20 protein-coding genes are annotated in these 23,233 nt (G+C 65.2%); 9 read left to right on the top strand and 11 right to left on the bottom strand.

Features of this window, described 5'->3' with window-relative positions; translation table 11 throughout:
- Positions 1-31 precede the first annotated feature (31 nt).
- The 10 genes from CUJ90_RS26410 to CUJ90_RS26365 form a co-directional block, all read right to left on the bottom strand.
- The gene (locus tag CUJ90_RS26410; protein WP_422879728.1) at positions 32-1,012 is read right to left on the bottom strand and encodes an MBL fold metallo-hydrolase; all 981 of its coding nucleotides are present in this window, start codon (positions 1,010-1,012) and stop codon (positions 32-34) included.
- A gap of 73 nt (positions 1,013-1,085) precedes the next feature.
- Complete coding sequence (locus CUJ90_RS26405) at positions 1,086-2,816, bottom strand: FAD-dependent oxidoreductase (protein WP_073432294.1); 1,731 nt, start codon at positions 2,814-2,816, stop codon at positions 1,086-1,088.
- A gap of 63 nt (positions 2,817-2,879) precedes the next feature.
- Positions 2,880-4,373 carry an alginate export family protein gene (locus CUJ90_RS26400; RefSeq protein WP_244220039.1) on the bottom strand — a complete coding sequence of 498 codons (1,494 nt, stop codon included), beginning with the start codon at positions 4,371-4,373 and terminating at the stop codon, positions 2,880-2,882.
- Positions 4,363-5,313, bottom strand: a complete 951-nt coding sequence (locus CUJ90_RS26395) for a VOC family protein (RefSeq protein WP_114164195.1) — start codon at positions 5,311-5,313, stop codon at positions 4,363-4,365. The genes CUJ90_RS26400 and CUJ90_RS26395 overlap by 11 nt, the downstream gene beginning before the upstream one ends.
- Positions 5,314-5,445: 132 nt before the next feature.
- Complete coding sequence (locus CUJ90_RS26390) at positions 5,446-6,129, bottom strand: YoaK family protein (RefSeq protein ID WP_244220038.1); 684 nt, start codon at positions 6,127-6,129, stop codon at positions 5,446-5,448.
- Between the two features lie 40 nt (positions 6,130-6,169).
- On the bottom strand, positions 6,170-6,433 hold the full coding sequence (locus CUJ90_RS26385) for a DUF1427 family protein (protein ID WP_073432297.1): 264 nt from the start codon (positions 6,431-6,433) through the stop codon (positions 6,170-6,172).
- A gap of 35 nt (positions 6,434-6,468) precedes the next feature.
- Entirely contained in the window at positions 6,469-7,110 is a 642-nt protein-coding gene (locus CUJ90_RS26380) for an HD domain-containing protein (RefSeq protein ID WP_083081385.1), read from the bottom strand.
- A gap of 156 nt (positions 7,111-7,266) precedes the next feature.
- Entirely contained in the window at positions 7,267-8,736 is a 1,470-nt protein-coding gene (locus CUJ90_RS26375) for a mechanosensitive ion channel family protein (protein WP_073432299.1), read from the bottom strand.
- Positions 8,737-8,802: 66 nt separating this feature from the next.
- On the bottom strand, positions 8,803-10,671 hold the full coding sequence (locus CUJ90_RS26370) for an amidohydrolase (RefSeq protein WP_073432300.1): 1,869 nt from the start codon (positions 10,669-10,671) through the stop codon (positions 8,803-8,805).
- 162 nt (positions 10,672-10,833) lie between these two features.
- Positions 10,834-11,526 carry a hydrolase gene (locus tag CUJ90_RS26365; RefSeq protein ID WP_073432301.1) on the bottom strand — a complete coding sequence of 231 codons (693 nt, stop codon included), beginning with the start codon at positions 11,524-11,526 and terminating at the stop codon, positions 10,834-10,836.
- A gap of 330 nt (positions 11,527-11,856) precedes the next feature.
- Between CUJ90_RS26365 and CUJ90_RS26360 the strand changes: the two genes are divergently transcribed.
- On the top strand, positions 11,857-12,375 hold the full coding sequence (locus CUJ90_RS26360; RefSeq protein WP_073428831.1) for a Dps family protein: 519 nt from the start codon (positions 11,857-11,859) through the stop codon (positions 12,373-12,375).
- 16 nt (positions 12,376-12,391) lie between these two features.
- Here the strand turns inward: CUJ90_RS26360 and CUJ90_RS26355 are convergent, their stop codons facing one another.
- Positions 12,392-13,312, bottom strand: coding sequence for a LysR family transcriptional regulator (locus tag CUJ90_RS26355; protein WP_090518752.1), 921 nt, complete (start codon positions 13,310-13,312; stop codon positions 12,392-12,394).
- 118 nt (positions 13,313-13,430) lie between these two features.
- On the opposite strand from CUJ90_RS26355, the gene CUJ90_RS26350 reads away from it, so the two are divergent.
- The 8 genes from CUJ90_RS26350 to CUJ90_RS26315 all read left to right on the top strand — a co-directional run bounded on the left by CUJ90_RS26350 (position 13,431) and on the right by CUJ90_RS26315 (position 23,069).
- Positions 13,431-14,084 (top strand): DsbA family oxidoreductase, encoded by a 654-nt coding sequence (locus tag CUJ90_RS26350; protein ID WP_083081387.1) that lies wholly within the window; start codon positions 13,431-13,433, stop codon positions 14,082-14,084.
- The gene (locus CUJ90_RS26345) at positions 14,081-15,229 is read left to right on the top strand and encodes an FAD binding domain-containing protein (RefSeq protein ID WP_073428834.1); all 1,149 of its coding nucleotides are present in this window, start codon (positions 14,081-14,083) and stop codon (positions 15,227-15,229) included. Before CUJ90_RS26350 ends, CUJ90_RS26345 begins: the two co-directional genes overlap by 4 nt.
- A gap of 111 nt (positions 15,230-15,340) precedes the next feature.
- On the top strand, positions 15,341-16,558 hold the full coding sequence (locus tag CUJ90_RS26340) for an MFS transporter (protein ID WP_073428835.1): 1,218 nt from the start codon (positions 15,341-15,343) through the stop codon (positions 16,556-16,558).
- 105 nt (positions 16,559-16,663) lie between these two features.
- Positions 16,664-17,977, top strand: a complete 1,314-nt coding sequence (locus CUJ90_RS26335) for a c-type cytochrome (RefSeq protein ID WP_073428836.1) — start codon at positions 16,664-16,666, stop codon at positions 17,975-17,977.
- Positions 17,974-18,489 carry a (2Fe-2S)-binding protein gene (locus CUJ90_RS26330; protein WP_073428837.1) on the top strand — a complete coding sequence of 172 codons (516 nt, stop codon included), beginning with the start codon at positions 17,974-17,976 and terminating at the stop codon, positions 18,487-18,489. The genes CUJ90_RS26335 and CUJ90_RS26330 overlap by 4 nt, the downstream gene beginning before the upstream one ends.
- Entirely contained in the window at positions 18,486-20,774 is a 2,289-nt protein-coding gene (locus CUJ90_RS26325; protein ID WP_073428838.1) for a xanthine dehydrogenase family protein molybdopterin-binding subunit, read from the top strand. Before CUJ90_RS26330 ends, CUJ90_RS26325 begins: the two co-directional genes overlap by 4 nt.
- 317 nt (positions 20,775-21,091) lie before the next feature.
- Positions 21,092-21,913, top strand: coding sequence for an alpha/beta fold hydrolase (locus CUJ90_RS26320; RefSeq protein WP_083082953.1), 822 nt, complete (start codon positions 21,092-21,094; stop codon positions 21,911-21,913).
- Positions 21,914-22,154: 241 nt separating this feature from the next.
- Entirely contained in the window at positions 22,155-23,069 is a 915-nt protein-coding gene (locus CUJ90_RS26315) for a helix-turn-helix transcriptional regulator (protein ID WP_114164194.1), read from the top strand.
- The last annotated feature ends 164 nt before the right edge of the window (positions 23,070-23,233 follow it).

Here is a 23,233-nt window from a genome sequence, read left to right as displayed (position 1 = left end):
CTCGAAGTAATGAGCGCGCGAGGCGCCGGTGCTACTGACCGGGCGCCGCCTCGTAATTGACCGGCACCCAGTCATACGTGCGCCCGTTTTTCCTGACGTGTCCAAGGCCGGGGAACGCGATATGCGCCGCGCCGATCAGATAGCGCTGCTTCGCGGCGAGTTCGAGCACCGCGCGGCGCGAGCGCCGCGCGTCGGCCGCGTCGGTGTCGTATTCGACGGAAGCGACCGGGTTTTGCAACTGGATCGACGCGACGTGGATGATGTCGCCCCACACCAGCAGATCCTTCGAATCGCTTTGCACGAGATAGCCGGTGTGGCCCGGCGTATGGCCCGGCAACGCGATCGAGCGGATGCCCGCGTCGAGTTCCACGTCGCCGCTGAACGGCTTGAAGCGTCCGGCTGCCACATAAGGCGCGACGGAGGCGATGGCGGCGTCGAAGAACGTGCTGAGAAAAGCCGGCGCTTTCGACTTGTTGGCCGGATTCAGCCAGTAATCCGCTTCGGTTTGGCTCACCCGCACGAGCGCATTCGGAAACGCCATCGCACCGTTCGACACGACACCGCCGACGTGATCCTTATGCAGATGCGTGAGCAGCACTTCGTCGACCTGCCCCGGTTGATAGCCCGCCGCGCGCAGGTTGGCGAGCAGCTTGCCGCAGCAATCGCCGTACAGCACGCCCGCGCCGGAATCGATCAGAATCAGCTTCGAACCGGTATTGATCAGAAACGCGTTGATCGAGCCTTGAACCGGCGCCTGCAAAAAATCGCGTGCGAGATCGCGGGCGATTTCATTCTTCGGCACGCCTTCCACTACCGTGTCGATCGGAAACGGATGCGTGCCGTCGAGCAGCGCCGTGACTTCGAACGCGCCGAGCATGATCCGGTAGAAGCCCGGCCCCTGGGTCTTGACCTGGGGCGCGGCGGCGAACGCGGTACCGCTCGCGACGACGCTCAACATCAGCACGCACCAGGTGCCCACCTGCATCGCCCAAACGCGCTGAAGCCGCTTCATCATTCGATCCCTGTTTGCCGTGTGCATGAGAAAAGCATAACGACCGCGCGGGCCACGCAGTCGCTAATTTTTATTAAACGTGCTGAACCGGCGCCGCCGCCCGTTGGCTCAGATACGCGTGAATCTGCGCGACGACCGCCGCGCCGTCGCCCACCGCCGCGGCCACCCGTTTCGCGGATTCCGAGCGCACGTCGCCGACCGCGAACATGCCCGGCACGCTCGTTTCGAGCGGATAGCGCGCGCTGGCCTCGGACAATCCATGCTCGCTGCGCGCAAAGCCGGTCACGACGAAGCCGCGGTTATCCAGCTCCACGCCGCTCGACGCGAGCCAATCCGTTTTCGGGTCCGCGCCGATGAAGAGAAACAGATGGCGCGACGCGAGCACTTCGTCGCTGCCGTCGTCTTCATGACGCACGCGAAGATGCGTGAGTCCCGCTTCGTCGCCTTCGAGCGAATGCAGCGTGCAGCCGGTGCATAGCGAGACGTTCGGCAACGAGCCGATGCGGTCGATCAGATACTTCGACATGCTCGCGTTGAGATCCCTGCCGCGAATCAGCATGCGGATGCTGCGCGCGAAGTTGGCGAGGAACACCACCGCTTGGCCCGCCGAATTGCCGCCGCCGATCAGCACGATGTCCTGGCCCTTCACCAGCTTCGCTTCGATCGTCGAGGCCCAGTAATACGTGCCGCGCCCCTCGAAGCGTTCGAAGTCCGGCACCGTCGGCTTGCGATAGGCGGCGCCGCTCGCGACCACCACCGTGCGCGCGCTGATGCGCTGGCCGTCGAGCAGCGTCAGCAGAAAGATGCCCTCCTGCCGGCTCACGTCGACGACCTTGCCGGGAATCGCCAGATGCGCGCCGAACTTCAACGCCTGCTGGAACGCGCGCGCGGCGAGCGCCTGGCCGGAAATGCCGGTGGGAAAGCCGAGATAGTTTTCGATGCGCGAACTCGCGCCGGCCTGGCCGCCTGGCGCGCGCTGATCGAACACGGCGACCGACAAGCCTTCCGTCGCGGCATAGACGGACGCCGCGAGTCCCGCCGGACCCGCGCCGACGATCGCGACGTCGTACACGTGCGATGGCTCGAAGGTCGGCACGAGGCCGAGGCACGACGCGAGTTGCGCTTCGTCCGGCGCGCGCAGCACGTTGCCGTTCGCGCAGAACACCAGCGGGAAATCGCCGGGGCCGGTCGTCATGCCGCCCAGCAACGTGACCGCTTCGGGATCGCTGCGCGCGTCGATCACCGTCGCGGGGTACGCATTGCGCCGCAGGAAGCCTTGCAGGCGAACCAGCCGCGCGTCGTCGCCGTTGCCGACGATGATCGGCCCCAAGCCCTGCTCGATGAGACCGAGCCGCCGCAAGATCAAGGCGCGCATGATGTGCTCGCCGAGTTGCGCATCGGCGACGATCAGCGCGCGCAGGCGGTCGGGGTCGATCACGAGCGTTTCCACATCCGTCAACGCGACGCCGTCGATCAACGCGGGCTTGCCGGAGAGTTGCGCCATCTCCGCCATGAAGTGGCCGTCGTCGTGTTCGGTGACGAGCGTGGAGCGCCCGAAGCTGTCGCGCGAATAGATGCGCACGCGCCCATGCAGCAGCACGAAGAGGCCGAGCGCGACATGCCCGGTTTCGAAGATCAGTTCGCCGGCCTTGAACGACATCGGCTTCGCGAAGCGCCGCAGACTTTGAATCTCCGCCGGCGAAAGACGCGGAAACATCTGATGCTGCCTATATTCCAGCGACGAATACGGAATCTCGAGTTCCGACGGTACGGACGCGTCGATCGGTAGATCGGGGGTGCTCATGACAATGGACCTCTCTCGGGCCTCGTCGAACCGACGACGTCCCGCAAAATGACGGCGTTGCGCTTACCAGCCGAACTTCAATTCGGCCCCTACGTAGTCGGCATTGCGCGCGCCCAGTTCGCGCAGCGACGGGCCGACCTGAAAATGCACGGCTTCGAGCGCGGCGGCGAGATTGGCGGTAACCGCCCAGTCAGCGCGCAACTGCGTGTAGAAACCGGTCCAGCGTCCGCCGTGTCCCGCCGTGCCCGGCACCACCGAGGAGCCCTGTCCGTACACCGCGTCCGCGGTGGTCTGCCGCCATTGCAGGCCCACGCCCGCCAGCAGCGTGAGCTTGCTGTTCGGCTTGACGATCAGCGACGGCTTGACGTGAATCAGGTTGGTGTAGCCGGTGTAGCCCGCGAGCGCGAAGTAGTAGCCGTTCGGAAACAGCGGATTGAACGTGCCGACGCGGCCGTCTCCCGGATGACGGTCGCCGGATGCGGCGTCGACCTGAATGCCGACGCGCGGCGTCCACGGCACCGAGGCCAGCGTGTAGCCCGCGAGCGAGCCCACCGCCCACGCGCCGATGGTCTTGTTGCCCACGTGCCCCGACTGATACATCGCTTCCACGTCCCAGTCGATCTGCGCGACCTTGCCGGCATAGCGCGCGTCGAATACGTCGCGATGCTCGTCGCCGGCCGCGTCGAGAAAGCGCGCATTGCTGCGGTTGTAGCGCGAGTAGTACGCGGACAGATCGCCCGGACCGACGCCCTGGCGCTCCACGCGCACGCCGCTGAAGGTGAGGTGACGGTTGGACACGTCGTCGAAATCCGAGTTGTCGCGGTACTGCACCGGCTGCGTCGCGTAGGCGATCCAGCGCCACGGGCCGGTTTCATAGTCGGCCCAGATCGCGTCGAAGGCCTGGCGCACGTTCGGGCCGTCGCGCACGGAGATGAAGCGCTGCAAGTCGAACGCCATTTCCTGCCGCCCGACGCGGACCTTCACGGTGCCGGGACCCAGCGGCTCGGTGATCGCGACGAACGCCTGGCGCAAGTCGAGCGGGTTCTTGTCGACCGGCGAAACGTTGTCCTTGCCATAGGGACGCGCATCCTCGAATTGCGTGAAGAACTGCACGTGCGGGCCGAGCCGCACATCCGCATGAACTTCGAGACGTTGCAGCAGATAGGTGTCGTCGCGCCCGGAGCCGAGGCCGAACAGCGGCGCGTCGTTGACTTCCAGCCGCTCGCGCAACACCACGCCGAGCGAGATATACGCATCGGGATTGCCGAACAGCGGAATGTACTTCAGCGAATCGAAAGGCCGTTTCGGCACGCACGGATTGGCGAGCGCCGACCAGTTTTCCTGCCAGCGATTGAACATGACCACCGGACGCGCGCACGAAGCGCTAGCCGCGGCACTGGTCGCGGCGGTATCGTCGGCGCTGCCGAGCGCGGTGTCCGCCGCCGAAGCCGGCAGCGCCGCCGCCAGCCCCGTGCTGACCAGCAGCGCGCGCGCGGCGCGCAGCGCCCGCCGGGCGCGCGCGTTGTGCGCCTTCGTTGCGCTCGCTTTAGCGGCCATCGTGCACTTCAGCGATGTAGCCGCCGGGGAATTCCAGCATCGCCGTCTTGCCCGATGCGCTGCCATACGGCGCGTACAGCACCTTCGCGCCGGCCGCCTGCGCGCGCTGCAGCGTCTGCGCCAGATCGTCGACGGCATAGCCGGTCGTTTCGCGTCCGAACGGGAACGGCAGCTTGCCGTCCGTGACGAACACCACCATGCGGCCAAAGCCCGATTCGAGACGAATCTCGCGGATGGTCTCGCCCGGCCGGCCAATCACGCCCGCGTCGGCGCGCGGAGTGTCCGACACCACCTTGCCGTGCGAAAAATGCAGCCAGCGGCGCACGAAGTTGTCGGCTTCGTAGCGCGACACATACACGCGGTTATCCGGCACGCTGTGCAAGGGCGCGTAGCTGGGCGCCTTGGTGTGCCAGTAGAGTTGCATCGTCAGGCCGCCCGGCCATTGAACGATGGCGTCCTTGCCGATCGGATCGTCGAAGCTATCCACGAGCACGTCGGCGCCCGCCGCGCGCGCCGCCTTCAACGCCTGATCGATGTTCGTCACCAGATAGCCGGTGCGCTCGTTGCCGAACGGATAGGGAATCGGCGTTTCGAAGCCGAATACCGACAGCATGCCGACCGGCGTCTGCACGTACTGCGAGGCCGTCTTGCTCGGCGTCGGCGTGACCGTGAACACCGCGCGCGGCGAAGCCTTGCCGCCGAACGTCGCGACAAAGCTCGTGACGAACGCGTCGAGATCGGCGGAGGCGACATAGACGTGCGTGGTGTCGTATTGCGGACCCACGGAAACGTCGGCATGTTTCGCGGCGAGCGCGGTCTTGCCGTTCGATACTTCAGGCGGCCCGGCATCGGCGAATGCGGACGAGACCGGCGTGAAGCCGATCAGCAGCGCGGCGCAGAGAAGCGCGACGGGACGAAAGCGTTTCAGCGATGTGAACATGTGTTGTAACCCGATTGTGTTGGCAATAATGAATAGCTTGAATAGCGTGAATAACCGGCCCCCTGCGAGGCCGCGTGAGTTATCCGTGGAAACCGCGCGCGCGTTCAAGCGACGGCGACGTATCGCCGTGACCTAATGGCTCGCGGGCGCCGCCCTTCTGTTCCATGCGAGAGCAAGCAGCACGGCCACCGGTAGCGCAATCGCGACGAACGAAAACTGCATATAAGCGAGCGCGCCGAGGATCGCGCCGGCCGCGAATCCGCACATCGCCGCCAAGGTCCATTTGAGGCGTTCGCTAACCTGCTGGCCATGTCCGCCCGCCGCGCCCCGGTGAATCAGCTCGATCACATCCAGCACGATTTGCGTGACGTTGCCGGTCATCACCGTATTCGGCAGGCCGCTCACCTGGAGCAGCTTGCCGCGCGCATTCTGTACGCCCATCCCCATCGTTCCGAGCACGCCGCACAGCAGCACCATCGAGGCGTCCGATCCCATCGCGGGCGTGATCAGCATGCCCGTGACGAGGAACGAAACGAGCAGCGCCGCCTGCAACAGATAGAGCACGCTCGCGGCATTCGGCGACTGATGCCGCTCCGTGAACTTGAAAATCACGCTGCCCAACGCAATGCCCACGATGAAGGACGGAAACGCCAGCAGCTTGAGCAGCGCGCCCTGGCCCACGCCCGCGACTTCCGCGCCGAGCAGCACGAAGTTGCCGGTCACATGCGCGGTGAACAGGCCGAACAATGCGATGAAGCCAACCGTGTCCACATAGCCGGCGATCATCGCGAGAATCGTGTCTTCATGCTTGTTCACGGACGATTTCCTCGACAGGAATAGACGCGTGCCGACGGCATCAACCGCCCTCTTTCGCCGCGCCGGGCGCGTTCGGCTTTTGCAGCGCCGAAGCCGCCGGGGCTGTCCCGGCTGGCGGCGCGGCCTGAACCGTCGGCGTCTGCGCGAACAACTGCGCCTTGACGACCGGTATCGCGTGCTCGCCCAGCACCATGCCGAGCAGACCTGCCAGCGCGATTAACGGCGGCGCCGGCGACTGCACCTTGAGCAGCCAGTAAAGCAGTCCGACGCCGAAGCCGACTCCCAGTGAAATGACGTAGCCCATTGCGTTTTCCTTTCCTTTCGATACCTGCAAATGCCTTAATTCGGCCAGTCCGAACCCAGCACCAGACCGCAGAAATTCAGCCGGCGATAGTTCGGGTCCCAGCGGTCCAGCACGTCCGCGTTCACCGTGCCGAACGTCGTCTCGGGACGATGCTCCATACCGCGCGCGTAGGCTTCGATGATCTTCTTCTTGAAGTCCAGTTCGCGCGGACACGCCTGCATGATTTCGTCGCGCTGCTGCGCGGTGAATTCGTCGTAACCGTCGCCGCACACATCCATCTGCACGCCGGCGCGGGTCAGCGCGACGAGCGGCGACATATGCTCCGCAATGCCGGGCGTGGTGTGCAACGCGATCGCCGTCCATACTTCGTGGATATCGCTTTCCGCCGCGCCGTGCTGCCGCACGAACGCGCGCGCCGCATTCGCGCCATCCACTTCGAATCGGTAAGGCGAGTGCCGGTACTGCGCATTCAAACCGGCGTTGTGAAACAGCGCGGCCACGTAAAGCAATTCCGCGTCGAAACTCAGGCGCTTGCGATAGCCGGTCAGCGCGCCGAACAGAAAGACCCGCAACGCATGCTGAAACATCAACTCGGATTCCGTGGCGCGCATCTGGGTGGTTGCCGCCCCAGCCATCGCACCATCGGGAATCTCGACTCCCGCAATCATTTTCTTCATGTCACCTCCTCCCTATCGCCCATCCTCGCTCCTCGGTCGCTCCGCCGCGCGATGCTTGCCCACTGTCCGATGCAGCGTAGCGAATTAATCCAATAAAGACTTTGGCCGTTCCTTAAAAAGACTTAATTCGCGCGGCGCTTTTTTTGCGGGCCCCGCTCAAATCGCCAGTTCATGAAAGCGCCGCAGACCGTCGCGTATCCATTGCAGCAAGCCGCCGGCGTGCTGATCGGCATGCTCGGGCGACGCGAGCAGCATCTTCTCGGTTTCATGGTGTTCCGTGAGCAGCCGGCACATCTCTTTCGCTACCTCGGGCCGCCGCGCGAGGATCGGCGTCAACGCGCTTTTGTCGAGGCGAAACACCGTGGCGCGCGTGAGCGCTCGCACGATCACGCCGGACCTGACGCCCGCCAGGATGCCCGACTGGCCGATCGAATCGCCCGGCGCGAGCCGTCGCAATTCGATCTCGCCGCCGCCCTTCGGCACGCTCACGCTCGCGACGCCGCGCGCGAGAATGTGCAGTTCGTGGCCGCTTTCATCGGCGGCGGCGTAGATCGTATCGGCGGTGTCGAATTCGTGTTTCGTCAGCTTCGCCGCGAGTTCGGCTATTTCGCCGTCGTCGAGCGTCTGGAAGATCAATACGTTGCAGAGCAGCCGGTGCTTTTCGTCCGTCGCCTCGGTGGCAGGCTCGGGCACCGACAACGGCCGCAACACCACGCCGCGCGACAGCAAATGCCGGTGCGCCAGATCGAACAGATCGTTGCGCACGTCGATCTTCTTGCTCAGGGTATCGACGTAGCAGACGATCTCGTACTCGATCGCGTCGTTGGTCGCGCGGCGCACGCTGACAATCGGCTTGGGATCGGCGAGCACAGCGTCGGAGCTGGCGGCGGCGTCGGCCAGCGCCTGCAACACCGTGGCCGGCCGGATCGTCGGCTTGACCGGCAGCACCACGCTGATGCCGTGCGTATGCGAGGGCTGGTTCGCGTTGACGATGTTGGTGCGCGCCGCCACGCTGTTCGGGATCACGACGATATTGCCCTGCCCGTTCAGCAGGCTGGTCGCGCGCCAGTTGCTCTCCACCACCTTGCCTTCCACGTCGCCGATCGTCACCCAGTCGCCGATGTGAAACGGCTGCGTGGCGTTCAGCACCACCCCGGAAAACACGTCGTTGAGCGTGCTCTGAATCGCGAGGCCGAGCACCACCGCGAGCGCGCCGGAGGTCGCGAGCAAACCGCGCACCGGCAGTTGCAACACGAACGCGATCGCGCCCACCGCCGCCGCGAGAAACACCAGCGCGCCGAACACGTCCTGAAACAGACGCTCCTTGTGCCACGACTCGGGCAACACGGTGCGATCCAGCACGATCGTCACGAGACGCGCGCCTTGCAGCCACCACACCACTTCGAGCATCTGCGCGAGCAGATGGCGCAGCGGCTGATCCTCCCACGGCGCGGCGCGCAGCGGATTCATGCCTGACCTGAACAGCACGTAGGTCGATAGCCCGAACATCAGCGCGCGCAAGCCGAGACGCGCCTGCTCGCGCCTGATCGCCACGAAACGCCAGGCGAGGAAATCGAGGACCAGGATGCCTAGCCCGTACAGCACGCCGTCGGTCAGGGTCGGCATGAAGGTCCTCGCTCGCGTGGCGGCATGAAACCGTGGCTATCGGAACAACCGGAACAATCGGAACGATCAGAACGCGAAGCAGCTACAGCCCAGCGCGCCCCAGAAGCCGTTCGAATCGCTGACGGGCACGTTCTTGCGCCAGGCCCAGCCGTGCGCATGCGCATGCACGCCGCACAGATTCACGCAGCCGTCCACGCACGCCACCGCGGTCGGCTTGTACCGGCTGTAGCCGCCGAACTCCGCGACCGGCGACCACGACGGGCTGACCGGCAAATCAGGCGGCGCGAGCGGCGCGAAGTCGTCGGCTGCGTAGACCACCTTGCCGCCCACCACCGTCATCACCGATTCGAGATACTTGATATGGCTTTCGTCGACCGTGAAATAGTCGTCGCTGAGCACCGCGAAGTCCGCGAACTGGCCGGGCACGAGCGCGCCCTTGCGGTCGTCCTCATTCGAGAACCACGCGCTGCCGACCGTATAGCGGCGCAGCGCCTCCATGCGGTCGAGCCGGTTCTCGCTCGTGTACATCGCCGTGCCGCCGACCGTCTTGCCCGACACCATCCAGTACAGCGACACGAACGGGTTGAAGCTCGCGACGCGCGTGGCGTCCGTGCCCGCGCCCACCGGCAGGCCCGCATCGAGCATGTGGCGGATCGGCGGCGTGCGCTTCACGGCTTCCTCACCGTATTGCTGAATGAAGTACTCGCCCTGGTAAGCCATGCGGTGCTGAATCGCGATGCCGCCGCCGAGCGCGCGCACGCGGTCGATATTCTTTTGCGTGATGGTCTCGCAATGGTCGAAGAACCAGCGCAAGCCGTTGAACGGAATGTCGGCGTTCACGCGTTCGAATACGTTCAGGAAGCGCTCGATCGATTCGTTATAGGTTGCGTGCAGACGGAACGGCCAGCGGTTCGCCACCAGCAGCCTGACGACACCTTCGAGTTCCGCTTCGAGCGTGTCCGGCAAATCGGGGCGCGGCTCCAGGAAGTCTTCGAAGTCGGCGGCGGAGAACACCAGCATTTCGCCCGCGCCGTTCACGCGCAGAAAGTCGTCGCCCTCGCCGGGCTTCGTCATCTTCACCCACTTCGCGAAGTCCTCGATTTCCTGCTTGGCGTTTTGCGTGAACAGGTTGTACGCGATCCGCACGGTCAGCTCATTGTGCTTCGCCATGTCCATGATGACGGCGTAGTCGTCGGGATAGGCCTGGTAGCCGCCGCCCGCGTCGATCGCGCTCGTCACGCCGAGGCGGTTCAGTTCGCGCATGAAATGGCGCGTGGAATTGCGCTGATCCTCCGGCGCGAGCTTCGGACCTTTTGCGAGCGTCGCGTATAACAGGCCCGCATTCGGCCGCGCGATCAGCATGCCCGTCGGATTGCCGCGCTTGTCGCGCTGAATCTCGCCGCCGGGCGGATTGGGGGTGTCTTTCGTATAGCCGACCGCGCGCAAGGCAGCGCCATTCAGGAGCGCGCTGTCGTACAGGTGCAGGATGAACACCGGCGTATCCGGCGCGATCGCGTTGATCTCTTCGAGCGTCGGTCCGCGCCGCTCGGCGAACTGGAATTCGTTCCAGCCGCCCACCACGCGCACCCACTGCGGCGCGGGCGTGCGGGCCACCTGCTTGCGCAGCATGTCGAGCGCATCCGCGAGCGACGGCACGCCGTCCCAGCGCAGTTCCATGTTGAAGTTCAGGCCGCCGCGAATCACGTGCAGGTGTGAATCGTTGAGACCGGGAATGACCGTGCGGCCTTTCAGGTCGACGTGGCGCGTGTTGTCGTTGACGTGGCGCATCACGGTGTCGCGCGAGCCGGCCGCGATCACGCGGCCGTTCGCGACGGCGAGCGCGTCCGCGAACGAGCGTTTGTCGTCCTGCGTGGCGATCTTGCCGTTGAAGAAGACGACTTCGGCCGGCGTCGGCGCGGAAGTGGTGGAAGTCATGGCGATCCTCATAGGGAGCGCTCCGCTTTTCACGCGCGGAGCGATTCATGGAAGCGGGCGCTCGTGACGCCCGCTTCCATGAAGCATTCAGAAACCAGCCGTCTCGCGGAATCCAGAGCGCCGGTAGACGCTCGAATTCCGCGAGACGGCGTGACGCGACTGTTACTTCACCTTAGCCGGCACCGGCGCCAGGATTTCGTGCTGCTCAGCCGTACGCTGAGCCGCCTTGTGCACCATCGTGTACGCGTAGTCCACGCCCATTCCGTATGCGCCCGAATGTTCTTTGGCGATCTTCATGACAGCGTCATAGGTCTCTTTGTGCGCCCAGTCGCGCTGCCATTCGAGCAGCACCTGTTGCCACGTGACCGGCACCACGCCGGCCTGAATCATGCGCTGCATTGCGTAGTCATGCGCTTCCTTCGACGTGCCGCCCGATGCGTCGGCGACCATGTAGATTTCGTAGTCGCCTTCGTCCATCGCGCACAACGAAAACGTGTTGTTGCACACCTCGGTCCACAAGCCCGCCACCACGACTTTCTTCCGGCCGTTCGCGGCGAGCGAGTCACGCACCTTCTGGTCGTCCCACGAATTCATGGACGTGCGTTCGAGCACCTTGTGCCCCGGGAATACGTCCAGCAGTTCGGGGTAGGTGTAGCCCGAGAAGCTTTCCGACTCCACCGTCGTGATGGTGGTGGGGATGTTGAACACGCGCGCGGCCTTCGCGAGTCCGACCACGTTGTTCTTCAGTACCTGACGGTCGATGGACTGAACGCCAAACGCCATTTGCGGCTGTTGGTCGATGAAGATGATCTGCGAGTTTGCAGGTGTCAGAACTTCGAGTTTGGGGTTTGACATGGCTGTGTAGATCCTGAAAGGGTTTGATGGACATGCCGCACTGCGTTGAAGTGCGCGAAAAACTGAGGCCAGTCTATCGACGGCCATTGGCCAAGTCCTTGGCAAAGCCCTTAATCGTTCTTAATTGAGAGTTCTGGAGAAATGAGCCCGCAACGGAAATCGCGCGCGCCCGATCCTGGTTGCCGCCTCGAAAGCCGCTCTACAAGCCGCTTCAAGCCGCTTCAGAAAAATTCATGTTTTGTGCAGGACTTTACGTGCGCGCCGTTTCACACTTCAGTTGCCGGATTCAGGACCTTCGGCCGCACTTATCGACATCTAAAAGGAACCGCCATGAAAGACGCACAGACCGCAGCCGCGCATCGCGCCGCGCCGCTCAAGACACCGACCAGCCTCGGCGAAGACGCGACGCGCGACATCGCCGCCGCGTTGACGACCCTGCTGGCCGACGTGTTCGCGCTCTATCTGAAGACCAAGAATTTCCACTGGCATATGTCGGGGCCGTACTTCCGCGACTACCACCTGCTGCTCGACGACCAGTCCGATCAGATCTACGCGACCACCGACCCGATCGCGGAACGCGCGCGCAAGATCGGCGGCAAGACGCTGCGCTCGGCGGGGCAGATCACGAAGCTGCAACGCATCGCCGATAACGACGCGGAGTTCGTCACGCCCAGCGACATGCTCGCGGAATTGCGCGAAGACAACCTGGCGCTGGCGGGCTACATGCGCGAAACGCATGCGCTATGCGACGAATACGGCGACGTCGCCACGGCGAGCCTGCTGGAAAACTGGATCGACGAAGCGGAGCAGCGCGTGTGGTTCCTGTTCGAATCGGGACGCCATTCGTAAGCACGCGCGCGGTGCGTCAGCCTTCCAGCGCGGACTGAAGCCGCGCTCCGAGAAACTGAAGGAACGCGCGCACCTTGCTGGAATGGCGGCGATTGGGCAGATACGCCGCATAGACCACGGCGTCGCCATTGTGCGGCGTCGCCTCGAACTGCTCGAACAGCCGCATCAGGCGTCCCGCGCGAATCTCCGCGGCGACGAGCCATTCCGGCAGCAACGCAATGCCGCGTCCGGCGAGGACGGCTTCGAGCAGGATGTCGATGCTGTTCGACAGCAGATGCCCGCGCACTTCGACGCGCTCTTCCGCGCCGTCGCGGCGGAAGCTCCAGACCTGGCGCGTGCGGTAACCGCCGCCATAGGCGACGCGCAGGCACTCGTGGGAATCGAGCGCCTGCGGCGTAGGCGGTGTGCCGCTGCGTTCGAGATAGTCGTGGCTCGCCACGACATAGCGCGGATTGTCCGCGAGCTTTCTGACGACCAGATTCGCGTCGCGATCGGGCAGGCCGATGCGGATCGCGATATCGATTCTGTCGAGCGCGAGGTCGGCGTAGTGATCGGCCACGACGACGTCGAGAAACACGCGCGGATGCTCGGCGAGAAAGGCGGCGAGGTGCGGCGCGAGCCGCAGACGGCTGAACGCGGAGGGCACCGCGATGCGCAGCGCGCCGACCGGCGACGCGCCGCTGTCGAACACGCTTTCGTCCGCCTCGGCCAGATCGTCGAGCACCTTGCCGACCTGTTCGACGTAGGCAATGCCGGCGTCGGTGAGGCTGACCTTTCTCGGCGTACGGGTCAGCAGCGCGGTGCCGAGCGAGGTTTCGAGCGCATCCATCAGACGCGTGACCGACGAGGTCGCCACGCCGAGACGTTGCGCGGCCTTCGAAAAGCCGCCGGCGTCGGCCACTTCGAGCAAGGTATTCAGGGCCAGGAGTTTGTCCATGCACGGCCTCAATGCGGGTTTGGTTGCGTCACACGCAACGGGGGATTGCATTCTAGACGTATTCACTCAATGGCGCGCAACGAATAACCTGTCGTCGTTACTTAGCGAGAGGTGCAGCATGCAAACCATTCAGGTCGAGGTCCATTACGACTTCATTTGTCCGTGGTGCTGGATCGGCCAGCGCAATCTCGCCGCGGCGCTCGCGGAGTCGGGCGCCGAGGCGCGCGTGGCGATCCGCTATGTGCCGTTCGAGTTGAATCCGGCGATGCCCGCCGAAGGCATGAACCGGCGCGACTATCGCACCCGCAAGTTCGGCAGTTGGGCGCGCTCGCAAGGCATGGACGCGCAGGTTGCCGCGGCGGGTCTCGCGGCGGGCGCGCAGTTCAATTACGACAAGGTGCTGCGCACGCCGAACACGCGGCTCGCGCATCGTCTGATGCAGTTCGCGCAAGCGCTCAATCGAGCCCGGCAGACCGCCGCGCTATATCAAGCCATCTATGCCGCCTACTTTTCGGAAGGCCGCGACATCGGCTCGCTGGACACGCTGATCGACATCGCCGCCGAACACGCGTTCGATGCCGATGAAGTTCGCGCTTATCTGCTCGCCGCTTCCGGCACGCCGCACATCGAGGCCGCACGCGACGAGGCGGAGCGCCTCGGCATTCATTCGGTGCCGACGATCTCGATTGCCGGCGAATTGATCAGCGGCGCGCAACCGGGCGCCGTGTTCGCGAACGCGCTGCGTGCCGCCATGCAACGGAGCGCGGCATGAACGCGCTCGACGCACCGCGCGCCGTGGTGATCGGCGGCTCGCTCGGCGGACTGTTCTCGGCCACCACCTTGCGCGCGGCCGGCTGGGACGTGGACGTGTTCGAGACCTCGCCCAATCAGCTCGACAGCCGCGGCGGCGGCATCGTGCTGCAACCGGACGTGCTGGACGCGCTGCATTTCGCGGGCGTCGCCCTGCCCGATCCGCCGGGCGTGGCGTCGGGCGAACGCATCTATCTGGATCGCGAGGACAGGCGCGTCGAGCAACTGTTCATGCCGCAAATGCAGACTTCATGGAGCCTGCTGTACAGCGCCATGAGAAACGCGCTGCCCGCGGCGCGCCTGCATACCGGCGAGACCTTTAGCGACTTCCGCATGGACGGCGAGCAGATCGTCGCGCGCTTCGAAAGCGGCCGCAGCGAGCGCGCCGATCTGCTGATCGGCGCGGACGGCATCCGCTCGACGCTCAGGCGCCGCCTGCTGCCCGAGATCGTGCCGGCCTACGCGGGCTATGCGGCATGGCGTGGACTCGTCGCCGAACCCGATCTGCCGCTCTTCGCCGCGGACATCTTGCGCGAGCGCTTTACGTTCCAGCAAGGCGACGAACACTCGGCACTCGCCTATCTGATTCCCGGCGAAAACGACTCGACCGCGGCCGGCGAGCGTCGCTGGAACTGGGTGTGGTATCGCAAGTACGACCGCGCCCGGCTCAATGAACTGCTGGTGGACCGTCACGGCGCGGCGCGCGCTTTCTCGCTGCCGCCGGGCACGGCCAAGCACGCCGATGTCGAGCAGCTTCGGCTCGATGCAAAAGCCTTGCTCGGGCCGACGTTTCGCGCGCTGGTCGATGCAACCGGCGAGCCGTTCATGCAGCCGATCGTCGACCTGCGCACCCCCAGGATGGTGTTCGGACGTGTGGTGCTGATCGGCGACGCCGCATCGGTGCCGCGTCCCCATACGGCGGGCAGCACCGCCAAGGCCGCGGCCAACGCGCATGCGCTCGCGCTCGCGCTGGCGGGTGCGAGGCAAGCCGACACGAGCATCGATGCGTTGCTCACGCGTTGGGAGAGCCAGCAGTTGCAACGCGGCAAGCGCATGACCGATCTGGGCATTTCGCTCGGCGACCGTTTGATGAATATCGCCGGTTAGATCCGAGGCTCTTTCCGCCGCTTTTTCCGCTTTCCCGCTCTTTCCGCTTTCCCGCTCTTTCCGCTTTCCCGCTCTTTCCGCTTTCCCGCTTTTTCATTTCAGGAGTTGCTCATGTCGACCGACGCATCCATCACCGCCGCAAGCCCAGGCCCCGTCAAACTGACGCGCGGCCTGATCGCGCTATTCGCCTTCTGCTGCGGCGCGATCGTCGCGAATCTCTACTACGCGCAGCCGATCACCGAACTGATCGCGCCGGACATTCACATGTCCGGCGGCACCGCGAGCCTGATCGTTTCGCTCACGCAAATCGGCTATGCGCTCGGGCTGTTCTTTCTCGTGCCGCTCGGCGATCTGCTGGAAAACCGCAAGCTGATGATCGCCACCGCGCTGGTATCGATCGTGAGTCTCGCCGCCGCCGCGTTCGCGCACCAGCCAGACGGGTTGCTCGCAATTTCGCTGCTGATCGGCTTCAGTTCCGTGGCCGTGCAGATCCTGATTCCGCTCGCCGCCCATCTCGCGCCGGACGAATCGCGCGGCAAGGTGGTCGGCACCATCATGAGCGGACTGCTGCTCGGCATTCTGCTGGCGCGCCCGATCTCCAGCGTGGTGGCCGGGCACTTCGGCTGGCGCGCGGTATTCGCCGCGGCGGCGGTGTTGATGGCGATCGTCACCAGCGTGCTCGCGCTCACTATTCCGCGCCGCCAGCCGGATCACCAGGCCACGTACTTCCAGTTGATCGCCTCGCTCGGTCATCTGATCCGCACGATGCCGGTGCTGCGCCACCGCTCGTTGTATCAGGCGCTGATGTTCGCTTCGTTCAGCCTCTTCTGGACCGCGATCCCGATCGAGTTGACCCGGCAGTTCGGACTCTCGCAAACCGCGATCGGCATCTTCGCGCTGGTCGGCGCGATCGGCGCGACCTCGGCGCCGGTTGCGGGACGTCTCGCCGACGCGGGCCACACGGTGCGCGCGACGTTGATCGCGCTGGTGGTGGGCGCGCTCGCCTATACGCCTGCGTTGATCCATCCCGCGTGGGGCGTGGTGGGGCTGGTCGCGACCGGCATCGTGCTCGACTTCGCCGTGCAGATGAACATGGTGCTCGGCCAGCGCGAAATCTATGCGCTGCATGCCGCGAGCCGAAACCGTCTGAATGCGCTGTACATGACGAGCATTTTTGTCGGCGGCGCGTTCGGCTCGGCGCTCGCGAGTCCCCTCTATGAGCACGGCGGATGGACGCTGGTCGCCGGCGTCGCCACGGCATTCCCGCTCGTCGCGCTGATTCACTACCTGGCGATCGGCCGTCCGCATGCGGCGCGGCACAGCGCGTGAGCGGAACCGGTCACGGTACGGTTTCACAACGTTTAAGCGTGGCTTTAAGGAATTCGCGTGACGGCGGCGATACGCTGCTCGAGATACTTCATTGACAGGTGCCTGATGACTCGCAAGCCAATCTTGCTAGCGGCAACCGGCGCGCTGATCGTCGCCGCGCTGATCGTCGCCGTGTGGTCGATGTGGAAGCCCGCAATCGCGCCGCTCAGTGCGCCGCCGGCTTCATCGTTCGATTCGCAGACGAGGCTCGCGGGCGCGCGCGTCGTCGCGCTGGGCGACTGCATCGTGTGCCACACGGCCAAGGGCGGCAAGCCGTTCGCGGGCGGCCTGCCGCTCGCCACGCCGTTCGGCACGATCTACGCCACCAACATCACACCGGACGTGCAGACCGGCATCGGCAACTGGTCGCTCGAAGCGTTCACGCGCGCCGTGCGTCACGGCGTGGCGCGCGACGGGCACCTGTTGTATCCCGCGTTTCCGTACATCCACTTCACGCGCATGTCCGATCCCGACATTGCCGCGGCATACGCGTATCTGATGACGCGCGAACCGGTCAGCGCGAGCGCGCCGCCTAACGACCTGATCTTCCCGCTGAACTTCCGGCCCTTGCTGGCATTCTGGAACGTGTTGTTCCTGCGTGCCGGCGAGCGTCCCGCGGAGACGTCGAAAGACGCCGAATGGAATCGCGGCAAGCTGCTGGTGGATGGCCTCGGCCATTGCGCCTCGTGCCATTCGCCGCTCGACGCGATCGGCGGCGAGAAGTCGGGCCACGCGTTCGACGGCGGGATGGTCGACGGTTGGGAAGCGCCCGCGCTCAATGCGCTCGGCGGCGCGCCGAAACCGTGGACGAAAGAGCAGCTCGTCGCCTATTTGCGCAGCGGCCGCGCGAGCGAACACGGCGCGGCGGCCGGCCCGATGCTGCCCGTCACGCGCGATCTCGCCAGCGTGCCCGAGCAGGACGTGGAGGCCATCGCCACCTACATCCTGTCGCTTCAGAAGCCGCGGCCCGCTGTCGCGAACGTATCGGCACAGGCTGCTGAGCAAGGCGAAACGCAAGGCAGAACGCAAGCCGAAACGTCCGCGTCGGCGCAGCGCGGCGCGATCCTGTTCGGCGCGTCATGCGCGCAATGCCACGGACCCGCCGCGCCGATGCAGGCAATCGGCGAGCGCCCCACCCTCGCGTACAGCACCGCGGTGAATGCCGCCACGCCGCGCAACGCGATCCAGATGATGCTCGGCGGCATCGGCTGGCACGGCGCGGACACGATGAACTACATGCCGGCCTTCGGTGAGATTTATAGCGACCGGCAAATCGCCGATCTCGCCGCCTACATTCGCGCCGCGTATTCGCAGCGCGGCCCGTGGAACGACGTCGAAGCCACCGTGGCGAAAGTCAGAAAGGAGAACAACGCGCGATGATCACGCTTACCGTGAATGGCGTGCAGCACGCCCTCGATATCGACCCGTCCACGCCGCTGCTTTATGCGTTGCGCGACGGTCTGCACCTGCACGGCGCGAAGTTCGGCTGCGGTCTCGGGCAATGCGGCGCATGCACCGTGATCGTCGGCGGGGAAGCGGTTTTCTCGTGCCTGGTGCCGGTTTCGTCGATCGGCGCGCGGCCCGTGCGCACCGTGGAAAGTCTCGGCACCGCGGAGCATCCCGGTCCGTTGCAGAAGTCGTTCATCGAGCATCAGGCCGCGCAGTGCGGCTATTGCATCGCCGGCATGATCATGCGCGCGCAGGCGCTGCTGGATCGCAATCCGCATCCGACGGAAAGCGAATTGCGCGAGCATATGGAGCCGAACCTGTGCCGCTGCGGCACGCATATGCGCATTCTCGCGGCGATCCGCGAGGTTGCGCATCTGCCGGCCGGCGACGGCGTGCCCGCCGCGAAGCCACCACGCACGGCGAACCACGGAGGCACGCAATGAGCGTCCACGACAAGATCGACAGGATCGACGACATCAACGGCATCGACGAAGGACGCCGCCGTTTCATGATGTCCGGCGCGCTAGCGGTGAGCTTCAGCCTGTTCCCCGGCGCGAAGGCGCTCGCGCAGCAAGTGATCGCCGACGAAGGCGCCGCCGTGCACATCGCGAAAGCCACCGAGAAGCTGGCGGGCAGCCTGAAAACCAATCCCTATCTCGACGCGTGGATCAAGATCGATCCCGCCGGCAGGGTGACCGTTTATACCGGCAAGGTGGAACTCGGCACGGGCGTGCGCACCGCGCTGCTCCAGGTCGCGGCCGAGGAACTGAGCATGGCGCCGTCGCTGATCACCTTCCTGACCGCGGACACCGGCGCGTCGCCCGACGAAGGACTCACTGCGGGCAGCCACACCATCGCCGATAGCGGCAGCGCGCTGCTGAACGCGGCGGCGCAGGTCCGCGGGCTGCTCGTCGGCGCGGCGGCCAAACACTTCGGCGTGAGCGGCAGCGCGTTGAGCGCGCACGACGCGATCATCAAGGCGCCCGATGGAAGATCGATGACCTATGGCGAAGCCGTCGGCCTGGTCGACCTGCATCGCGTAGCCACACCCGAGTCGCCGCTGAAAGATCCCGCGACCTTCAGCGTGATCGGCACCTCGTTGCCGCGTCTCGACATACCGGGCAAGGTGACGGGCGGCCCGAGCTACGTGCAGGACATGGTCATGCCGGACATGCTGCATGCGCGCGTGGTGCTGCCGCCGGTGTACGGCGCGCAACTGCTGCGCACCAACACGCCCGATGTCCTGAAGATGCCGGGCGTGGTCGACGTGATCCGCGACGGCAGCATGCTGGCCGTGGTCGCCAGCGGCGAATGGCAGGCGGTGCAGGCGCAACGCGCGCTCGCGGCGGGCAGCCAGTGGAGCGCGGGGCACGCGCTGCCCGATCCCGCCACCGTGCACCGCGATCTCAAACAGATTTCCACCGAACACATCGAGATCGCCAACACGCATGGCCCGGCGGGCGCGCCGCTCAAAACGCTGAGCGCGACCTACACCAAGCGCTACATGCTGCACGGCTCGATCGGGCCGTCGTGCTCGGTCGCGCAGTTCAAGGACGGCCACATGACCGTGTGGACGCACTCGCAAGGCGTCTATCCGCTGCGCGACGCGCTGGCCGAAATGCTCGCGCTGCCGAAAGAGAACGTGCGCTGCGTCCACGTCGAAGGCTCGGGCTGCTACGGCCACAACGGCGCGGACGACGTCGCCGCGCACGCCGCGCTGATCGCGCGCGACATGGCCGGCCGCCCGGTTCGCGTGCAATGGATGCGCGAACAGGAACACACGTGGGACCACTACACGCCCGCGATGGTCACGCAAGCGAAGGCCTCGCTCGACGCCGGCGGCGGCATCGTCGACTGGGATTACGCGCTGTGGAGCAGCTCGCACAACGAGCGGATCGTCAACGCCGGCCGGCTGATTCCGGCGCAGTTGCTGGAGAAGCCGTTCACGCCGGCGCCCTCGGTGCCGATGGTGCAGCCCGAAGGCGGCGGCGACCGCAACGCGATTCCGCTGTACACGTTTCCGAACCTGCGCGTGATGAACCATTTCTCGCCGACCATGCCGCTGCATACCTCGGCGATGCGCTCGCTCGGCGCGCACATGAACGTGTTCACGATCGAGTCCTTCATGGACGAACTCAGCGCCGCGGCGGGCGCCGATCCGGTCGCGTTCCGTCTGAAGCATCTGCATGACCCGCGCGCACGCGACGTGATCCGCCTCGCCGCCGAGAAATTCGGCTGGCCGCGCGCGCCGCGCAAGGCCAATCACGGCGTCGGCTTCGCGTTCGGCAAGTACAAGAACCTGATGGCGTACGTGGCGATCGCCGTCGAGGTTGCCGTCGTGCGCGAGACCGGTCAGGTGACGCTCGAACACGCGGAAGTGGCGGTGGACTCCGGGCAGATCGTCAACCCCGACGGCATCCGCAACCAGATCGAAGGCGGTGTGATCCAGTCGGCGAGCTGGACGCTCTACGAGGCCTTGAAGTTCGACACGCGGCGCATCCGCAGCTTCGACTGGAGCAGCTATCCGATCCTGCGGTTCTCCGCCGTGCCGCGCAGCCTGAACGTGCACCTGCTCGACCGCCCCGGCGCACCGTTTCTGGGCGCGGCCGAAGCGTCGATGGGGCCGACCGCCGGCGCGCTCGGCAATGCGTTGTTCGACGCGACCGGCCAGCGCCTGCGCGACATGCCGCTCGCCGGAGACGGCCTGCGCCGCCGGATCGACGCCTGACGGCATGCCCGTTAAGAAGATTTAAGCAATCTGAAGTTCAATACAGTGCGCGCAGTCTTACGATTGAAACCTGCGATGTCGCATCATGCATCGTCAAGAACAGCGATTCATCAACGTCAAGACTGGAGAGAAATTTGGCTAACCCATCCGCAATCCCCTCGGCGAATCGTCGGCAACTGCTGGTTGCGGGCGCTGGCGCGGCCGGCGCGGCAGTCGCCGCCATGGCCGCGCCGGGCGTCGCGATGGCCGCCGCGGCGGCCGGCGGCAATCCGCACGCAGGCAGTGCATCCCACTCACAGCATGGAGAGCGACACACGATGAACACGGTAACCACAAAAGACGGCACGCGGATCTTCTTCAAGGACTGGGGCGCCGGCAAGCCCGTGGTGTTCTCGCACGGCTGGCCGCTCGACGCCGACGCGTGGGACGCGCAAATGCTCTTCCTCGTGCAGAAGGGCTATCGGGTCATCGCCCACGACCGCCGCGGCCACGGCCGCTCCGATCAGCCGTCCCACGGCAACGACATGGATACCTACGCCGACGACCTGGCCGCGGTGATCAACGCGCTCGACCTGAAGGGCGCGACGCTCGTCGGCCATTCGACGGGCGGCGGCGAAGTCGCGCATTACATCGGCCGCCACGGCACCTCGCGGGTCGCCAAGGCCGTGCTGATCGGCGCCGTGCCGCCGATCATGGTCAAGACCGAGAGCAACCCGAACGGCCTGCCGATGTCCGTGTTCGACGGCATTCGCGCGAACGTGGCGGCGAACCGCTCGCAGTTCTACAAGGACCTGGCCATGCCGTTCTACGGCTTCAACCGGCCCAACGCGAAGACCTCGCAAGGCACGATCGACGAGTTCTGGCGCGAAGGCATGCTCGGCTCGATACTCGGCCAGTACGAATGCGTGAAGCAGTTCTCCGAGGTGGACTACACCGCCGACCTGAAGAAGATCGACGTCCCCACGCTGATCCTGCACGGCGACGACGACCAGATCGTGCCGATCGACGACTCGGCGCGCCTCTCGGCGAAGCTGGTGAAGAACGCCACGCTGAAGGTTTATCCGGGCGCGCCGCACGGCATGTGCACGACGCTGGCGGATAAGGTCAACGCCGATCTGCTGGAGTTCTTGCAAAGCTGATGCCGAAGCCCGGGCGCTGATCCCGGGATGAATCGGGGCAACGCTCGTTGCCCATGCGCGGCGCGTTTTCCTGGCGAACCTGGCTCGCCGGAAAAACGCGCCGCGCGTGCGTTGGAGATTGAACTCGTCATTCGACCGATTGCGACCGGTAAGCCATAATGACGAATAATTACATTTCGTTATTTTCGGTTAAATTACCGAGGTAGCGGGACCGCTGCGCGACGAATCGAGGTGACGATCCATGCTTGACGATACTCAGACATCCGCCGCCACGGCCGCACGCCCGAAGGACTCGCTCGGCTGCCTGTCGAGCCACCTGTACCGCGATCTCGAACTCGACACCGGCGAGTTCAGGTTCCATCGCAAATGCACGCGCGACAACAAGGCCAGCGCCGTTGCCATGCACGGTTCGGAGCGCGGCTTTCTGATTGGCGTGTCGCTGAAAACCGGGCATCGCCGGCGTATTTTCTCGGGCCACCGCTGGACCTCGCACGACTTCGAACAGGACAGCATCTACATTCGCGACTTCGCGGACGACTATAAAGCCGACTTGCAAAGCGGCTTCGATTTCGTGCTGATCGAACTGTCGCGCGCTTTCATGGCGAACGCCTGCTATGAGCGAAGCGGCGCGAGCGTGCCGCGGCTCGCGCCGCTGGCCGGGCACAAGGACCCGGTGCTCGGCCATCTCGCCCAGGTGCTGGCGCTCACGCTCGACCGGCAGAGCGAGGCCAGCCCGCTCTTCGTCGAACAATTGGGCGTCACCATCGGAACCCATCTGCTCGATCGGTACGGCAACGCGCCGCCGCAATCGGAGAAGAAAAGCCGCCGCCTCTCCAGTTTGCAGGAAGCACGCGCCAAGGACATGCTGCTCGCAAAGTCGCAAGGCAACGTTTCGATCGAGGAAATCGCAAGCGCGTGCAATCTGTCACGCAGCTACTTCATTCGCGCGTTTCGCGAGACCACGCATCGCACGCCGCATCAATGGCTGCTCGAACGGCGTATCGACCACGCCCGCGACCTGCTGAAGCATTCGGACTATTCCCTGTCGGAAATCGCCATCGCCTGCGGCTTCTCCGATCAGAGTCATTTCACGCGAATATTCTCGCAATGGGTCGGCGTGCCGCCCGGCGCGTGGCGCCGGCAAGCCTGCAACTGACCCGCTTGCAACGCATGCGTCGAGCCGGCGCCGATTGAACGATCGAGCGCCGCCGTTGTTTCATGCCAATGGACTTTCATACAAAGCATCGCACTAACCGACAAGACACGCGCGATTCGCCAAGGTACTTTCGATCACGTCGACGATGGCCGTTCGAGCGCGCC

The organism is Paraburkholderia terricola (assembly GCF_003330825.1).
In the GTDB taxonomy this organism is placed as follows: domain Bacteria; phylum Pseudomonadota; class Gammaproteobacteria; order Burkholderiales; family Burkholderiaceae; genus Paraburkholderia; species Paraburkholderia terricola.
This window is presented reverse-complemented; position numbering and strand designations above follow the sequence as displayed.

What these genes read in the sequence shown, in the direction of transcription:
- CUJ90_RS26335 (WP_073428836.1), top strand. Translation starts at nt 16,664, where the DNA reads ATGACTCGCAAGCCAATCTTGCTAGCGGCAACCGGCGCGCTGATCGTC.
- CUJ90_RS26355 (WP_090518752.1), bottom strand. Translation starts at nt 13,312, where the DNA reads ATGGACAAACTCCTGGCCCTGAATACCTTGCTCGAAGTGGCCGACGCC.
- CUJ90_RS26410 (WP_422879728.1), bottom strand. Translation starts at nt 1,012, where the DNA reads ATGAAGCGGCTTCAGCGCGTTTGGGCGATGCAGGTGGGCACCTGGTGC.
- CUJ90_RS26330 (WP_073428837.1), top strand. Translation starts at nt 17,974, where the DNA reads ATGATCACGCTTACCGTGAATGGCGTGCAGCACGCCCTCGATATCGAC.
- CUJ90_RS26360 (WP_073428831.1), top strand. Translation starts at nt 11,857, where the DNA reads ATGAAAGACGCACAGACCGCAGCCGCGCATCGCGCCGCGCCGCTCAAG.
- CUJ90_RS26340 (WP_073428835.1), top strand. Translation starts at nt 15,341, where the DNA reads ATGTCGACCGACGCATCCATCACCGCCGCAAGCCCAGGCCCCGTCAAA.
- CUJ90_RS26375 (WP_073432299.1), bottom strand. Translation starts at nt 8,736, where the DNA reads ATGCCGACCCTGACCGACGGCGTGCTGTACGGGCTAGGCATCCTGGTC.
- CUJ90_RS26405 (WP_073432294.1), bottom strand. Translation starts at nt 2,816, where the DNA reads ATGAGCACCCCCGATCTACCGATCGACGCGTCCGTACCGTCGGAACTC.
- CUJ90_RS26345 (WP_073428834.1), top strand. Translation starts at nt 14,081, where the DNA reads ATGAACGCGCTCGACGCACCGCGCGCCGTGGTGATCGGCGGCTCGCTC.
- CUJ90_RS26395 (WP_114164195.1), bottom strand. Translation starts at nt 5,313, where the DNA reads ATGTTCACATCGCTGAAACGCTTTCGTCCCGTCGCGCTTCTCTGCGCC.
- CUJ90_RS26350 (WP_083081387.1), top strand. Translation starts at nt 13,431, where the DNA reads ATGCAAACCATTCAGGTCGAGGTCCATTACGACTTCATTTGTCCGTGG.
- CUJ90_RS26325 (WP_073428838.1), top strand. Translation starts at nt 18,486, where the DNA reads ATGAGCGTCCACGACAAGATCGACAGGATCGACGACATCAACGGCATC.
- CUJ90_RS26380 (WP_083081385.1), bottom strand. Translation starts at nt 7,110, where the DNA reads ATGAAGAAAATGATTGCGGGAGTCGAGATTCCCGATGGTGCGATGGCT.
- CUJ90_RS26320 (WP_083082953.1), top strand. Translation starts at nt 21,092, where the DNA reads ATGAACACGGTAACCACAAAAGACGGCACGCGGATCTTCTTCAAGGAC.
- CUJ90_RS26315 (WP_114164194.1), top strand. Translation starts at nt 22,155, where the DNA reads ATGCTTGACGATACTCAGACATCCGCCGCCACGGCCGCACGCCCGAAG.
- CUJ90_RS26365 (WP_073432301.1), bottom strand. Translation starts at nt 11,526, where the DNA reads ATGTCAAACCCCAAACTCGAAGTTCTGACACCTGCAAACTCGCAGATC.
- CUJ90_RS26385 (WP_073432297.1), bottom strand. Translation starts at nt 6,433, where the DNA reads ATGGGCTACGTCATTTCACTGGGAGTCGGCTTCGGCGTCGGACTGCTT.
- CUJ90_RS26370 (WP_073432300.1), bottom strand. Translation starts at nt 10,671, where the DNA reads ATGACTTCCACCACTTCCGCGCCGACGCCGGCCGAAGTCGTCTTCTTC.
- CUJ90_RS26400 (WP_244220039.1), bottom strand. Translation starts at nt 4,373, where the DNA reads ATGGCCGCTAAAGCGAGCGCAACGAAGGCGCACAACGCGCGCGCCCGG.